This is a genomic window from Mesorhizobium sp. M1182 (assembly GCF_040318335.1).
Lineage (GTDB): Bacteria > Pseudomonadota > Alphaproteobacteria > Rhizobiales > Rhizobiaceae > Mesorhizobium.
In genome coordinates, this window is record NZ_JAMYMD010000040.1 from 1 (window position 1) to 16188 (window position 16188).

At 60.6% G+C, this 16188-nt stretch carries 11 protein-coding genes and 1 pseudogene; 10 read left to right on the plus strand and 2 right to left on the minus strand.

Annotation, left to right across the window (positions count from 1 at the left end):
* The 5 genes from NKH33_RS28950 to NKH33_RS28970 all read left to right on the plus strand — a co-directional run.
* A partial coding sequence (locus NKH33_RS28950; RefSeq protein ID WP_352922734.1) for a pseudouridine synthase occupies positions 1–1589 on the plus strand: 1589 nt, incomplete at its 5' end.
* Positions 1570–2124 carry a 16S rRNA (guanine(966)-N(2))-methyltransferase RsmD gene (gene rsmD / locus NKH33_RS28955; protein WP_352820471.1) on the plus strand — a complete coding sequence of 185 codons (555 nt, stop codon included), beginning with the start codon at positions 1570–1572 and terminating at the stop codon, positions 2122–2124. The genes NKH33_RS28950 and rsmD, both read left to right, overlap by 20 nt.
* Positions 2125–2221: 97 nt before the next feature.
* Positions 2222–3586, plus strand: a complete 1365-nt coding sequence (locus NKH33_RS28960; protein WP_352817440.1) for a M16 family metallopeptidase — start codon at positions 2222–2224, stop codon at positions 3584–3586.
* A 190-nt stretch (positions 3587–3776) separates the two neighbouring features.
* Positions 3777–5135, plus strand: coding sequence for a M16 family metallopeptidase (locus tag NKH33_RS28965; RefSeq protein WP_352922785.1), 1359 nt, complete (start codon positions 3777–3779; stop codon positions 5133–5135).
* Positions 5132–5995 (plus strand): patatin-like phospholipase family protein, encoded by an 864-nt coding sequence (locus tag NKH33_RS28970; protein WP_352820473.1) that lies wholly within the window; start codon positions 5132–5134, stop codon positions 5993–5995. The genes NKH33_RS28965 and NKH33_RS28970 overlap by 4 nt, the downstream gene beginning before the upstream one ends.
* A gap of 170 nt (positions 5996–6165) precedes the next feature.
* Here NKH33_RS28970 and NKH33_RS28975 read toward each other — a convergent pair whose 3' ends face one another.
* Entirely contained in the window at positions 6166–6702 is a 537-nt protein-coding gene (locus NKH33_RS28975) for a dihydrofolate reductase family protein (protein WP_352873990.1), read from the minus strand.
* A 211-nt stretch (positions 6703–6913) separates the two neighbouring features.
* A complete protein-coding gene (locus NKH33_RS28980; RefSeq protein WP_352922788.1) occupies positions 6914–8644 on the minus strand; it encodes an adenylate/guanylate cyclase domain-containing protein in 1731 nt (576 codons plus the stop codon).
* Positions 8645–8919: 275 nt separating this feature from the next.
* Between NKH33_RS28980 and NKH33_RS28985 the strand changes: the two genes are divergently transcribed.
* From NKH33_RS28985 to NKH33_RS29005, 5 genes and pseudogenes are all read left to right on the plus strand, one after another.
* On the plus strand, positions 8920–9186 hold the full coding sequence (locus tag NKH33_RS28985) for a hypothetical protein (RefSeq protein WP_352922738.1): 267 nt from the start codon (positions 8920–8922) through the stop codon (positions 9184–9186).
* A 70-nt stretch (positions 9187–9256) separates the two neighbouring features.
* Positions 9257–12742 carry a P-loop NTPase fold protein gene (locus NKH33_RS28990; protein WP_352922741.1) on the plus strand — a complete coding sequence of 1162 codons (3486 nt, stop codon included), beginning with the start codon at positions 9257–9259 and terminating at the stop codon, positions 12740–12742.
* Positions 12743–12905: 163 nt separating this feature from the next.
* A pseudogene (locus NKH33_RS28995) lies at positions 12906–13112 on the plus strand (LacI family DNA-binding transcriptional regulator); the annotation flags it as partial.
* Positions 13113–13332: 220 nt separating this feature from the next.
* Complete coding sequence (locus NKH33_RS29000) at positions 13333–14742, plus strand: DUF6600 domain-containing protein (protein WP_352922743.1); 1410 nt, start codon at positions 13333–13335, stop codon at positions 14740–14742.
* A 317-nt stretch (positions 14743–15059) separates the two neighbouring features.
* The gene (locus NKH33_RS29005; protein ID WP_352922746.1) at positions 15060–16115 is read left to right on the plus strand and encodes a LacI family DNA-binding transcriptional regulator; all 1056 of its coding nucleotides are present in this window, start codon (positions 15060–15062) and stop codon (positions 16113–16115) included.
* The last annotated feature ends 73 nt before the right edge of the window (positions 16116–16188 follow it).

A 16188-nucleotide genomic window follows, 5' to 3' on the forward strand; every position in this document is an offset into this window, starting at 1 on the left:
TCAAAGGCGGCGACCGGCCATTCAGCAAAGGGCCGCGTCCGGAAGGCAAGCCTTATGAACAGCGCGAGGGTCCACGCAAGCCTTACACTCCGCGCGGCGACCGGCCGGCAGCTGTCGAAGGCGAGCGCGGCGAGAGGCGCTTCGACCGTCCCAAGCGTGATTTTGGCGGCGATCGACCCCATGGGGCACAAACGGCACAGGCCGCATCGGAAGGCGGCTTCAAGCCGCGCCCGCGTCGCGTCGAGGCAACGGAAGAAGCCGGCGAACGCATTGCCAAGCGGCTGGCGCGTGCCGGTCTGGCCTCGCGCCGCGACGCCGAGGAACTGATTGCGGCCGGCCGCGTCAAGGTCAATGGCAAGGTGTTGTCCTCGCCGGCCTTCAATGTCATGCCCGGCGACATCATCCATCTCGACGGCATGGAGATCCCGCCGATCGAGCGCACCAGGCTGTTCCTGTTCCACAAGCCGGCCGGCGTGGTCACCACCAACCGCGATCCCGAAGGCCGCAAGACCGTCTTCGACGTGCTGCCGCCCGGGCTGCCGCGGCTGATGACCATCGGCCGGCTCGACATCAACACCGAAGGCCTGCTGCTGCTCACCAATGATGGCGGCCTGTCGCGCGTGCTCGAACTGCCGGCGACCGGCTGGTTGCGACGCTACCGCGTGCGCGTCCACGGCAAGGTCGAGGAAAGCGCGCTTGCTGGCCTGCGCGAAGGCATTGCCGTCGACGGCGTCTTTTACGGCGCCATCGAAGCGACCCTCGACCGCGAGCAGGGTTCGAACGCCTGGCTGACACTCGGCCTGCGCGAAGGCAAGAACCGCGAGGTCAGGAACATCCTGGGCGCGCTCGGTCTCGACGTGACGCGGCTGATCCGCATTTCCTACGGGCCGTTCCAGCTCGACGATTTGCCGGAAGGCCATGTGCTGGAGATCAAGGGCCGCGTGCTGCGCGACCAGCTCGGCGAGCGCCTGGTCGAAGAGTCCGGCGCCAATTTCGATGCCGATATCGCCAAGCCGTTTTCCAACAAGCCGGTCAGGCGTGAGCGCGAGGAGGAGCCCGAGCGGCCGAAATTCACCCGCGACGGCGAACGCCGGCCGATCGGCGAGGGCGGCCTGATCAAGAACCGCAAGCGGCGCGAAGGCAGCCGCGACGAAGCGCTCGGCAAGCTGTCGACAAGCCCTGACAGGAGCTTTGGGCCAAAAAAGAGCTTTGGCGAGCGTGGCCCCAGACCTGAACGCAGCGACTTCGGGGACAAACCCCGTGGCGACAAGCCTCGTGGCGGCTTCGGTGGGAAAAAATCCGAACGCGAGCAGCGGCCGATCGAGCCGCCGGGCCAGCGCAAGGCCAATGTCTGGATGGCGCCGGGCGCACGGCCGATCGGCAAGGGCAGGGCGGAGGCAGACGCCGCCAAGGCGGCAGAAAACAAGGCGCGCAAGGCATCGTTCAAGCCGTCTTACGGCAAGCCCGGCGGCAAGCCGCAAGGCGGCGGTGCAAAGCCGTTCGGCAAACCGCGCGGCGAGCGCCCGGATGGCGGTGGCGACCGGCCGCGCGGCGGCCCGAAGGGAAGCAATGCGGATCGTCGGCGGTGAGTTTCGCGGGCGTCCGCTGGCGACGCCCCGCACCTTTGCCATCCGCCCGACCACCGACCGCACGCGTGAGGCGGTCTTCAACGTGCTGGCGCATCGCTTTCCTGAAAAACTGGACGGCGCGCGCGTGCTCGACCTGTTCGCCGGCACCGGCGCGCTCGGCCTCGAAGCGCTGTCGCGCGGCGCCTCCTACGCTGTCTTCATCGAAGAATCCGCCGAAGGGCGCGGCCTGATCCGCAGCAATGTCGAGGCCTTCGGCCTCACCGGCCGCACCAAGATATTCCGCCGCGACGCGACGGGCTTGGGCGAGGCGGGCACCATCGCCGCATTCGGCCTGGTCTTCGCCGATCCGCCCTATGGCAAAGGCCTTGGCGAACGTGCGTTGCGCTCGGCCAAGGCCGGTGGTTGGCTCGCCCCTGGCGCGCTCTGCGTCGTCGAGGAAGCGGCGGCGGCGCCGTTCGAGGCAGGGCCGGGCTTTTCGGTTGTCGACGAGCGCAACTATGGCGAGACGGTCATCCGGTTCATCGAGGCCGCCTGAGTTCGGCTTCCACGGTGGCGCCTTCAAAATGACGAACAATTCGCTTTGCCTCGACCAGCAACCCCGCCTATCGTCCCACCACAAACCGGAGCCATCTATGACATTTCAGGCTGAATGGCTGCGCGGAACGCTCTTGGGACTGGCTCTGGTGATGGCCGCGCCGGCTCTGGCGGATAACAATCCTGACGATGGCGTCGTGACCGATTTCCTGCTCGACAACGGCATGGAGGTCGTCGTCGTCCCCGATCACCGCGCCCCCATCGTCACCCATATGGTCTGGTACAAGATCGGCAGCGCCGACGAGCCGCCGGGCAAGTCCGGCATTGCCCATTTCTTCGAGCATCTGATGTTCAAGGCGACCAGCAACCATGCGGCGGGCGAGCTCGACCGTGCCGTCGCCGCCATCGGCGGCTCGGACAACGCCTTCACCTCCTACGACTACACCGCCTTTCACGAGACGGTGGTGCCGCAGGCGCTCGGTGAGATGATGGGCTTCGAGGCCGACCGCATGCGCAATCTCATCCTCAACGACGATGTCATCAAGACCGAGCGGGACGTCATCCTCGAGGAGCGCCGCTCGCGCATCGATAGCAATCCGCAGGCAGTGCTCGACGAGGAAATCGACGCCACGCTGTGGCAGAACCAGCCGTACCGCATTCCGGTCATCGGCTGGATGCAGGAGATGGAGAAGCTGAACCGCACCGACGCGATGGCCTTCTACAACAAATATTATACACCCAACAATGCCGTGCTGGTGGTGGCCGGCGATGTCGAACCGGAAACGGTCAAGGCGCTGGCCGAAAAGACCTATGGCAAGATCGCGCGCGGCCCGGATCTGCCGCCGCGCATCCGCCCGGTTGAGCCCGAGCAGAACACCAGGCGCACGGTGACGCTGACCGACGGGCGCGTCAGCGTGCCGAGCTTTACCACGCAATGGGTGGTCCCGTCCTATCACACGGCAAAGCCCGGCGAAGCCGAAGCGCTCGACGTGCTGTCCGAAATCCTCGGCGGCGGCAACCGCAGCCGGCTCTACCAGGAGCTTGTCGTCAGGCAAGGCATCGCCGCCGAGGCCGGCGCCTTCTTCCAGGGCACCATGCTCGACGACACCAATTTCACCGTCTACGGCGCGCCGCGCGGCGATGCCAAGCTTGCCGACATCGAGGCCGCGGTCGACGCCGAGATCGCCCGCATCGCGAAAGACGGCGTCACCAGCGACGAGCTGGAAAAATCCAAGGACCGTTTCGTACGCTCGATGATCTTTGCCCGCGACAAGCAGGAGGACATGGCCAACATCTACGGCTCGACGCTCGCCACAGGCGGTAACGTCCAGGACGTCCAGCAATGGCCGGACCGCATCCGCAAGGTCACCGCCGACCAGGTCAAGGAAGTCGCTGCCCGCTATCTCAATCTCGACCACGCAACGACCGGCTATCTTCTGCCGCAAACCCAGGCTGGGAATTGATTTGATGATGAGTTTGAGCGTCGGCGCCGCCCCTCACCTGCCTGCCGGCATCCTCTCCCCGTATACGGACGGGGAGAGGGGCGCCGTCATCGACGGTTTCGCTAATCTTCAGCGTTTGCAGAGCGAGCGCCGGGACAGCGGCCAGCCCCTTCTCCCCGTCACTATACGGGGAGAAGTGCCCGGCAGGGCGATGAGGGGCGGCGCCGACCTTGGCAATTGGCGCGCCGGCCCTCTTCTGGCCACCCTCATTCTCTCCCTCGTCTTTCTCCTCCTGCCGGCGCTTTCGGCTCGTGCGGCCATGAACATCCAGGAGGTGACCTCGTCGAAGGGCATCACCGCCTGGCTGGTGGAGGATTATTCGGTGCCGATCGTCGCCATCCGCTTCGTCTTCGATGGCGGCGCGACGCAGGATCCGCCCGGCAAGGAAGGGCTTGCCAATCTGATGAGCGGCCTGTTCGACGAAGGTGCCGGCAACCTCGACAGCGAGGCCTTCCAGATCAAGCTCGACGACGTCGGTGCAGAGATGAGCTTCGAGGCGCAGCGCGACGGCATCTACGGCTCGATGCGCATGCTGGCCGACCAGCGCGACGGCGCCTTCGACCTGCTGCGCGTGGCAGTCAACCAGCCGCGCTTCGACCAGGTGCCGATCGACCGTATCCGCGCGCAGATCCTGTCCGGCATCATCGCCAACGAGCGCGATCCCGATACGCTCGCCCAACGCAAATGGCTGGAAGCGATCTATGGCAGGCATCCCTATTCGCGGCCCGACCAGGGCACCAGGCAAAGCATCGCGACGATCACGCCGGCCGATCTCGCCGCCTTCCACAAGGCGAATTTCGCCCGCGACGGCCTGCATGTCGCGGTGGTCGGCGCCATCGACGCCGAGACGCTGAAGCAGAGGCTCGACCTGGTGTTCGGCAGCCTGCCGGAAAAGCAGGCGCTTACGCCCGTTCCCGATATCGACCTGAAGCTCGGCCAGCAGCTCGAGGTCGTCTACGACCAGCCGCAGGCTTCGCTGCAACTCGCCTATCCCGGCGTGAAGCGGAACGCGCCGGATTTCTTCGCCGCGGTGCTGATGAACGAGATCCTCGGCGGCGGCACCTTCACCTCGCGGCTGTTCGACGAGGTGCGCGAGAAGCGCGGTCTGGCCTACAGCGTCAGCTCCGACCTCGTCGATCACCAGCATTCCGAGGCGCTGTCCATCACCACCTCGACCCGCGCGGACAGGGCGGCCGAGACGCTGGCCGTGGTGCGCGACGTGGTCAGGCGCATGGCCGAGGAGGGGCCGACCGAAGCCGAGCTGGCGGCGACCAAGAAATACATGATCGGCGCCTATGCCATAAACAATCTGAATTCCTCCGGCGCGATCGCCTCAACGCTGGTCGAGATCCAGCTCGGCAAGCTCGGCATCGACTACATGCAGCGCCGCGCCGCCCTGATAAACGCGGTGACGCTGGACCAGGTGAAAGCGGTGGCGAAAAAGCTGCTCTCCGCCGAGCCGGCCGTCATGGTGGTCGGGCCGAAGCTCGGCGCGGCCAACAAGGGATGAGCCCTAGCTTCGGCATCGCCTTTGGCGGCGGCGGGGCGCGTGGGCTGGCGCATATCCATGTCATCGAGGCGCTGGACGAGCTTGGCATAAGGCCGGCAGCAATCGCCGGCTCGTCGATCGGCGCCATCATGGGCGCCGGCATGGCCTCGGGCATGACCGGCAAGGACATCCACGACTATACGCGCTCGATCCTCGGCCGTCGCGCCGAAGTGGCGACGCGCATGTGGCGGGCGCGGCCCGGTACTTTTGCCGAGGCGATGCAGGGCGGCCTGCGGGTCAGCCAGTTCAATGTCGAGCGCATCCTCAAGGCGTTCCTGCCCGACGCCATTCCTGAGACCTTCGCCGAATTGAAGATACCGCTGAAGGTGACGGCAACGGACTTTTATGGCCACAAGCTCGCCGTGTTCGACGAAGGCGAGCTGCATTCGGCGCTGGCCGCCTCGGCGGCGATCCCGGCGGTGTTCCGCCCGGTGATGCGCGACGGCAGGCTGCTGATCGACGGCGGCATCTACAATCCCGTGCCGTTCGACCTGATCGAGCTCGACGCCGACATCATCATCGCCGTCGACGTGGTCGGCGCGCCGACCGAGGCCGGCCGCAAATTCCCGACCTCCGTCGACCTGATGTTCGGCGCCACGCAGCTGATGATGCAGTCGATCATCGCCAGCAAGCTGAACCAGAGCCGGCCCGACATTCTGATCAGGCCGGCCGTGTCGAAATACCGGGTGCTTGATTTCATGAAGGTCGAGGCGCTGATGGCCGAGACGGTGGCGATCAAGGACGAGCTGAAGCGCGAGATCGAGAAGGCGCTGAGGGCGCGGGAAGACGCTGCGGTCGAGGGCAGGCAGCGGACGGTGTAGGGGCGCTGCCAATCTCCCCCCTTGAGGGGGAGATGTCGCCGAAGGCGACAGAGGGGGTCGTCTCGCGTACTGCGCCAACCCCCCACTGCCGCAAGAGAGGAGCCGAGCCCGGTCGAACCGCCCCCTCTGCCCTGCCGGGCATCTCCCCCTCAAGGGGGGAGATTGGCTCATCACGCCATCCCAGCCGCATACTCCAGCGCCACCACGCCGTTGCTGAATTGCGTGGCGGAGATCAGCTCGAGCGGCAATTGCGCGCCGGGCGGGAACAGCAGCTTGCCCTGGCCGACGGCACCGGGATAGCTGAGCAGGCGGATGCGGTCGACCAGGCGATGGCGCAGCAATTCCTGCGCGACGCTGAGGCTGCCATGCACATAGATGTTGCCGCCGCTGCCTTGCTTCAGCCCTCTGACCGCGTCCGGCAACGCGCCCTGCAGCAGCTCGGCCGGCTGCCAGTCCAGCGCCTGCAAGCTGGTCGAGGCGACATATTTCGGCAGCGCGTTGAAGCGGTCGGCGAAGTCTCCGGTCTCCTTGGGCCACGAGCCGGCAAAGATCTCATAGGTCGTGCGCCCCAACAGCATGGCGCCGCTGTCGGCAAGCTCGTCGTCCTTGAATTTCTGCATCTCATCGTTCCAGGCCACGCTCGGCAGCTTCTCGACCTCGGCAATGCCATCGACGCTGATGAATTCGGTGATGATGAGTTTTCTCATGGCGGGTTCCTTTCTGGCAGGGCCGAATGGCGCGGGCCTTATGCGACATGCGCCGTCAACTAGCGCGGCGCTTTTTCAGGGGGAGGGTTTTCCCTGGTCGCTTCCAAAGACCGATACCGTGGGAAAAGCTTGTCCGACCTGCCCGTCGTTCGGTCATGCCACAAGGTCCGCATCGGGGGCCGATTGGATCTGGTTCGTAGCTACCGGCTGCCTACAGGTTGGCAATTCCGGCTTTCAGCAGTCCTTCGCGGACGTGCTGCACATCAGACTCCTGGGCATAGTGCAGGGTGGCAATGAATGAATCGAGGTCGAATTGGGGATCGAGCGTTCTGATCTTGCCTAGATGCGCCGCGGCCGCGATTTCGTCGCCGAGCCAGCCATAGCAGGCAGCGGCGAAAGCGTGCTGAGCCGAGTCCATGGTTGACAGATGCATGAAAGCTTCGATCGCCTCGCCATACTGGCGCGCGGCGAAATGCGCCTTTCCCAGATGGCTCCAGAACCTCTCCGGGTGGTGCGGGTTCAACTGCATTGCCTTGCGGATCCATTCAATTCCCTCTTCTGGCCTCCCCAGCCACGTCAATAACTCGCCTTGCTGCACCACCACGAGGTCGTAATTGGGATTGAGGGCCAGCGCCCGCTCTTGATGGTAGCGCGCAGTGGTCAGCTCATTGTTGTTCACGTTCACTGCCGCGAGGATGCGGTGGACATCGGCATCGTTGTTGTCCAGCGCCAGCGCCCTGTCCAGCGCCGCCATGATGTTGTTCCAGACGGCATCCCTGTCTTCGCACCAGTTATGGACCCAGGCCTGGCCAAGAATGCAGGCCCGCCAGGCATGGGCATGGGCATAATCGGGGTCGAGCGCGACGGCCCTTTCTATCAAGGTTTGCGCGCGTTCATTATCCGCAATGGTGCTTCGGTGATGCAGCACCTTGGCAGCAAGCACACATTCATACGCGGCCATGTTTGCAGGTTTCGCCCGCGCGAGCTGGTCCCGCTGAGCCGCCTCGACACGACCGGGCAGCGTGGCTGCGATCGCCGCGGTCACCTCATCCTGAATCGCGAATATGTCGTCCAGCTTCCGGTCATATTTGTCTGCCCAAATATGAGCGTCATTCGCCGTGTCGATGAGCTGAACCGTCACGCGCACCCTGTCGCCGATCTTGCGGACGCTTCCCTCCACCAAGTATTGGACGGTGAGTTTCTCGGCCACCTCGCGCACATTCACGGCGCGGTTCTTGTAGACGAAGCTGGAATTGCGCGAGATCACGAACAGCTCATGATGGCGGGACAGTTCGGTGATGATGTCCTCGGTCAGTCCGTCCGCGAAAAATTCCTGCTCGGGGTCGCCGCTCATGTTGGTGAACGGCAGCACCACTATCGAAGGTTTCGAGATGGATCGCTTCGCCTCGACTTCCGGCAGGACAGAACTATCAAACCCGATGCGATAGAGGCGAACCGGGCGGCTGATGTTCTTCAGCGTCTTCTCGCCCAGGTCCTCCATGGCAATTTCGAGACGGTCGGCAATTTGGGTCGCCACCGCTGCGGTCACGCAGATACCGCCGACGTCGGCGAGTTGCTCGATGCGCGAGGCAATATTGACGCCGTCGCCGAAAATATCCTCATCGTCGAAAATGATGTCGCCGAGATTTATGCCGATCCTGAATTCGATGCGCCGTTCTTGCGGCACATCCGAATTGCGCCGTTTCATGCGCTGTTGGATTTCCACGGCGCATTTCACGGCATCGGTCACGCTCTGGAACTCAACGAGCATGCCGTCTCCGGTGGTCTTGATGATCCGGCCCTTGTTCTTCGCGATGGCGGGATCGACCAGTTCTATGCGATGGGTCCGAAGGCGTGCGAGCGTGCCGGATTCGTCGGCCTCCATTAGCCGGCTGTAGCCCGCCATATCGGCAGCCAGAATTGCGGCTAGTCTCTGTTCCATCGCTGAACCAAAAACCAAGTTTATCCTTCCTGGGCCGCCAAATCCAGCAATTTGGGCTTGTGGCTGAATCAGGACGTCTTCCACGCCGCAGCAAGAAAGGGCGGATCAGAACCCTCCGCCTTCCGCCAGGTGGTTGCGAACTCGATCGCATCAATCGCGGGAGGGATCCGCGCGGCGTCAAGCTCGTCGAGGCGATATATTTCGGCAGCGCGTTGAACCGGTCGGCAAAATCTCCGGTTTCCTTGGGCCATGAGCCGGCAAAGATCTCATAGGTCGTGCGCCCCAACAGCTTGGCGCCGCTGTCGGCCAGCTCGTCCTCCTTGAATTTTTGCATCTCAATCATTCCAGGTCACGCCCGGCAGCTTCTCGACCTCGGCGATGCCATCGACGCTGATGAATTCGGTGACGATGCGTTTTCGCATGGCGGGTTCCTGATGGTCGGAGGACGGATGGCGCTGGCGAACCGCTCCGTGAAAATAGCGCGGCGCTTTGTTGTTTTTGAGAATATCAGATGCGAGTCTGAACCTGAGGCCAGGGGGTAGAAAACTAATGAAATCTTTTGTGATTATGCCATAGGTTAATGTTTGATCACTCGTTAGTTGGTTTTTGAGAATGGCTATTAATCAAATAAAACGTGAAATCCTCATCGATGAACCCTCCAGGGAAGATCAGTTCCATGGCAAGGGTCATGAACGGACGGCTGAAGCTCTCGCATCTGCGATAACGAATTTCCGAGGTGACGATCGTGCGATCGGGCTGGATGGTCCCTGGGGAAGCGGAAAGTCCACCGTGGTGGAGATCGCACGGCGAAAGCTGACCGAGAAAGGTACTCGTGGCGGCGTTCACCACAGCTTCTTTACCTTTGATATATGGCAATCCCAAGGTTCATCTTTTCGTCGTTCATTTCTCGAGCATTTTCTCGATTGGGCAAGGGCGACCTTTCCCAAAGAGGATAGCTTGCTTGAGGAAATAGAGCGGAAGGTAAAAGGAAAGGTTCGCGAGATCCAATCAACGAACCGATCCATGCTCGACTGGTATGGAATATGTGTAGTCCTCTTGATACCGCTTCTTCCCGTATATTATTTTTGGGCAAAATCAGCTTTTGACGCTGGCGCTTTTTTACGCTCGTGGCCATTCGTTTTTATGCTTGCGTTTCTTGCTGTTGCGTTTTGCAGAGCATGGTGGAGATTCGGTCATTCTCATGACAGAATTAGTTTTCGTGACGCATTATCACAAACGCTTCTGATTAGTGCAAAACAATACGAGGATCAAAAGATAACTCAGCATATCCGCGAGACAGATCCGAATGATTTCGAGTTTCAGAGTACTCTTCGTGAAATCCTCTCCGTAATTCAATCTGACAAGTCACGCGTAATCATCGTTCTCGACAACATCGACCGACTCCCAAAGAAGGAAATCAACGAATACTGGGCGCTCGTCCGCGCCGTTTTTTCCCGCGGCCCGCTATCGAGAAACTCGGGAGCGAAAAATCCAGTGACCGCCATAGTGCCATACGACCGACGCCTAATTGAGGGAGGCTACAGGATAAGGGAGGAGAAGCACGATAAGAGAAAACCTCAGTCTGAAATCTCGTCCCTAAGCAGTAGAGAAATATTTTCAAAGACATTCGACGAAATTCTTGTGGTTGCGCCACCTGTAATGTCAAATTCTCGGGAATTCTTTCATGAGAAGATAAATAAGGCTCTGCCGGATATTACGGAAACCGACGATCTTTTTCGAGTTTATCTAATATTCAACAGAATCCTAAAAAATGAAAATGGCAACGCCACCCCGCGTCAAGTCATAGCGTTCATAAATGAGTTGACTGGAATGTATGTCCTTCACGAAGGGCGTTTTGGCCTTCCAACAGTAGCCGTTTACATTGCATATCAAGATGCCCTGGAAGAAGCCCCAGATGCCCTAAATCAGCCGTCTTTTGTTGATGATCGGCTGCGTGCGTTAGCGGCGGACTTAGATCTTGATAGAAATCTCGCAGCGATGATTTTTAACGTTGAGCCAGATCTAGCGTTCCAGCTTCTTCTTGACGAAAGGATCAAGTCTGCGGCAGTCCAGGGCTCAAGTGAGCTGATCGAAGTTTCGAAGTCACCGGGTTTCGATCTTCGCGTGAGCGACGTGGTCGAGAACAACGTCAAGGAATGGCAGACCAGTGGTGAATTCGGCGCTGTCGTGAGTAATTTCGCGGACTTGGCAGCAGTCTACTCCGGAGACGCAACGAGACATTTTTCGAGGTCGATAGTTTCGGCGTTCCGGGATTTGAGGTTGGTTGATCTTTCGGAACGACGGTACACACCGCTATTTCGCGTTTTCGATATGTGCACTGTTGACGAACTGCCTGTGTTGACTTCGCGTATCCTAAAGTGCGGGTTGGCGTCGTTGGACGATAAGGATCTCGGTATCGAAATGGGCCGCAACTGGGCCACTTTCATTGGTGGAATCCGTCGCGCGCTTGAAAGCAAGGAGCGGGAAAAAGTTTTGGGAGAGTCGATGTCGGCTCTGCCACCTCCGTCCGAGCCGAACTTCCTTTTCGGCGTCGCCGCAAATGTAGCGGACGTAAAACTTTCACTCGCTCTTTTCAAACCAGGTAAACTAGATTTACCTGCAGGTGAACCATTGTTGGAGACCCTCGCTGTCGACTATCCTGATGCGGCAAGAAAAGCATTTTCAGAGTTCAAGTCGACCTCGCTCTTAAAAGATGAAGCCTGGGTATCGATCGCAAACGCACTGCGAGGGCCGCTACTTGCGGTCGACGTAACAGAATTCGATGACTATAAGTCTCAGATGGACCTGCTGGCTGAAATAGTTACATATTTGCCAAGCGCCCGTCGCGATGACGTAGACATTGCGTCCTTGTTCGGGAGTGCTGAATTCTACAAAAATATTGGGCAGGGCATAAGTGAGAACAAAGGCGATGTTGCTCTGGCGAGCACAGTATTCCTTGCTTTCCTAAGTTACAGATCAGCAGGCCTCCCGGTGCCAACACGCCGGGCAGCAAATGGTCAACGGATCCAGGAGAATTCGGAGGGATACGCTTGGTTTAAGGGCATATTCGACGGAGGCGCTGAATTAACCGATGATCAGTACATACGGGTTGCAACCCTTGCAAAAAATGCGCGGGTGATTTCTGATTGGTTGGGGATTGCTTCTTCCGCGCCGGATGATCAGCTACTTCGCAGCATAATTAGAGTTGCGTTTGTTTCCGGCAATCTTCCGTCCATAAATCTCGCGAACCTTCTGAAATATTATGGCGTTGTGTCCCTCTCTGTTGGCGACGAGATCCAGTCCGTATTGAACCGCTTTGACTCGCAAATTCGCGACGAAGAAATTTCCAAAGTCAAACTTGATGAATGTCCTGTTGAAGTGGTGCGTGCTTCGTTTCAGAGCGACGGAGTTCGGTGGCGGCTCTTTCATCAAAGGATAGCAGACTTGCTTACGGGGGTGCCGGCGAACGAGTGGAGCACGCATCTGGCAGGAGGAGACCATGTGGCGCGCACGTTGCTGGAAAAGATCTCGACATCAGGTTATGTGTCTCTCGACCCTGCTTTTCGCGTAGCTTTCTCGGAATTTGTACTCGGTGTACTTGCGGGACGTGTTGTCATTGTAGACGCAGCGTTGGACTACGACCTGTTGCTCGATGCTATCGACAAAGACTTCCATTCCGACATTTTTCGGAAGCTGCGGGAGGATTTGAAAGACGTGACTACGACAACGCTCACTGTCGCGACAGCCGCTTTCCCACGAATTATTGATCAGCTGCTGAACGTGGGAGAAAGGATTTCGCGCCAGGCGAAGGACAATCTGATTCGATATATCTTGTGCGCAGCGTTGGAGGCAGACAATCGCAAGATATTAAGAGGATTTGCCGGCCTTGGACGGACGAAGGTAGCCGACTTCATAAGGCACTCGGAGGAAAGCACCAGAGAAAAGGTTAAAGGTGCATGGGGCGTTTTCTCTAATTCAGGTTCCGACCGGGATTGGAGTAGGCAGATTGGCGAGCTCCTACACGGCAAGCGGAAAGCTAAATCACTGTTTGACATAATTTGGGGAACGGGCAGGGACGACGAAGAGGAAGCTGCATAGCCGGATTGTTGCAGTTTGCAGCAACGGTCATCCCGACTGCCATGGGAAACGCCCAAGCGCGGTGGGCCGATTGCCTCGCTTGCTGCCCACCATACCCCCTTGCCAACTCCGCAGACCCACAAGAGAAAAGCTTTTCCCACCTAGGAGGATCAATATCCGAATCATGCCGTCCGACGTCCAGCCAACGCCCGCCAAGCAGCCCGTCACCCCGCGTGAGGTGGCGGCCCTTGCCTGCGTCAGCGTTGCCACGGCCTCGAAAGCGCTGAACGGGCAGGGGCGGATGACTGCCGAGACGCGGACCCGCATTCGCGAGACGGCGCAGCGGCTTGGCTTTCGCCCGAACAGCCTGGCGCAGAGCCTGTTGCGGCGGCTCCGTTACCGTCGGGCCCGCTGACCAACGATCTATCGCCGCGCCTTCGGCGCGCATTTGTGACGGTCACCGCCCTCATGAAGCAACTCTGATCCCAAATATCATCGTGCGATGCCAAGCCGTTGCCGGAGGGGATGCGGGTAGCGTCAGCAAAGTGGAACAATCCGGCAGCCGACGGGTTTGTACGATGAAGGGCGATCTGTTTCGGAGGAAGATTACGATGAAACGCGTCCTTGCCCAACATGCGGTGCGACTGATGCTCGGCGGCGTAACCGCCTGCCTGCTCACGGTCGTCGAGATTCCCAACCCGATTGTGCCATTGTCGCTTTTGTCCGAGGCAAGGGCTGCCACCACCGTTTCGATCAGCACGTTCTACGAAGACCTGTCTTCCTATGGTGATTGGGTCTCGTATCACGGAGCGACCGTTTTCGTGCCGGTTGATGTGCCTGACGATTGGCGTCCGTATACGCTTGGACACTGGGTCTATACCGAGCAGTATGGCTGGCTCTGGGTGTCCGACGAGCCGTTCGGCTGGGCGACGTACCATTACGGCCGGTGGGGCTATGCCGACGATATCGGCTGGTACTGGGTTCCGGGCACTCGCTGGGCGCCAGCATGGGTGAGTTGGCGTCGTGACAGAGAGCACATCATTTGGGCGCCGCTGCCGCCCCGCCGCGATCCGGATTTGATTTCAATCGAGGTGATCTTCGACACGACGCCGGATTATTACTGGGTTGTGGTCCCCACCCGCGAATTCCTTGCCGCGGACATTTCTGTGGTCGTTATTCGTGATGAGCCGGAGTTTGTGCGCATTGTCGAGGCGGCCGAACCGGCCGGCGACGTGACGATCCAGAACAATTTGGTGATCAACAAAGTCATTGATGTCGATGTGATCGAAAAGGAGACGAACCAGAAGGTGACTGCTGTCAAGGTCAGCAAGACCGACGCGCCCGAGAAGTCCGGCAAACTGGAAAACGATAGGGTCGCTGTCTTCGAGGGCGAGGTGAAAGCCGACCCTAAGGCCAAACCAGCTAAGCTCAAAGACATCGAGGAGGTGAAGCAGGTTCAGGCTGGCCGGAAATCGAAGCCGACCGAAGGCGCTGCAACGACCGAGCAGGCCAAGCCCGAAGAAAGCGCCAAGCCTGAGAAGCCGAAGGCCAAGGAGCAGCCGGCCACCGAGCAGCAGCAGGCCGAGCCCGGCAAGGCGGCCAAGCCTGTGAAGCCGAAGGCCGGGGAGCAGCCCGCCGCCAAGCAGCAGCAGGCCGAGCCGGAACAGACGGCCAAGCCTGAGAAGCCGAAGACCAAGAAGCAGCCCGCCGCCGAGCAGCAGCAGGCCGAGCCGGAACAGGCGGCCAAGCCTAAGAAACCGAAGATCAAGAAGCAGCCCGCCGCCGAGCAGCAGCAGGCCGAGCCCGAACAGACGGCCAAGCCTGAGAAGCGGAAGGCCAAGAAGCAGCCCGCTGCCGAGCAGCAGCAGGCTGAGCCGGAGCAGGCTGCCAAGCCTGAGAAGCGGAAGGCCAAGGAGCAGCCAGCGGCCGAGCAACAGCAGGCCGAGCCCGAGCAGGCGGTCAAGCCCAAGCCACAGAAACAGAAAAACAAGGCGTGCGATCCACAGACTGAGAACTGCTAGCCGTGCGGGGAGACTACGGGCACCGCGATCATTCCATCGCGGTGCCAGCTGAACGGCAATGCACGCCAAAGCTGCTCGCCCTCTTTCCTTCGGGCCGCCATGGCAGATCCTGGACCCAGGGCAGCGAGTCGTACTTGACTGCCGAACATGCCTGTAACCAGGCCATTCCCTCTTGCCATCCTTGCATCCTTCCCCTAATCTTCCTTTTGAGAAAACCTTTTCCCAACTCTGCCGGCATCCGCTGACTTCACCATTCAGCGCTTCGCAGGACGATAAGAGAAAAGCTTTTCTCAAATGGGAGGATCGATATTCAAATCATGGCGTCCGATGCGCAGCCAACGCCTGTCAAGCAGCCCGTCACCCTCCGCGAGGTGGCGGCACTCGCCGGCGTCAGCGTTGCCACGGCGTCAAAGGCGCTGAACGGGCAGGGGCGGATGACGGCCGAGACGCGGACCCGTATTCGCGAGACGGCGCAGCGGCTTGGCTTTCGCCCGAACAGCCTGGCGCAGAGCCTGTTGCGGCGCCGCTCCTTTACCGTCGGGCTGTTGACCAACGACACCTATGGCCGGTTTTCGCTGCCGCTGATGGCCGGCGTTTCCGACGCGCTGGTCGATGCCGGCGTCTCGGTGTTTTTGTGTAATGTCGAGGACGACCCGCGCCTGGCCCAGCTGCATGTCGATGCCATGCTCGACAAGCGCGTCGACGGCATCATCGCCACCGGCAAGCGCATCGACCGCCATCTGCCGGTCGACCTTGCCAATCTCGGCATTCCGGCGATCTACGCTTTTACCGAGCCCGATCCCGGCGCCATCGCTTTCGTGTCCGACGATGCCGGCGGGGCGCGGCTGGCGGTCGAGCACTTTTGCCGGCTCGGGCGGCGGCGCATCGCCCATGTCAGCGGTCCGGCGAGCTTTGCCGTGGTGCATGCGCGGGCGCAGGCCTATCGCGCGGTGCTGGCCGAGAACGGCCTGCCGGTCATGGAGCCGCTGCTCGGCCCGTGGTCGGAGGCCTGGGGGCATGAGGCGGTCAAGAAGCTGTTCGACGGTGAGGGTTTCGACGGCACGCGCGAAAAACCCGATGCGGTGTTTTGCGGCAACGACCAGATCGCGCGCGGCGTCATCGACGCTTTGCGCGAGCGCGGTATCGGCGTGCCGGACGCGGTCGGCGTCATCGGTTTCGACAATTGGCAGATCGTCGCCGAGGCGACCCGCCCGCCGCTGACCTCAGTCGACATGAATCTCGCAGCACTTGGCCGCGAGGCCGGCCTTGCCTTGCTTTCGCTCGTCGGCGGGGAACCCGCTTTGCCGGGCATCAGAAAACTGCCGTGCCGGCTGGTGGTGCGTCAGTCATGCGGCCGTCCGCCGGACGGCTGAACGAAACGGGCCGTGTCGATAGTCACCCGCTTGGGGGCGCGGCTAAATTAAAACGCTAAATTAAAACCATGTG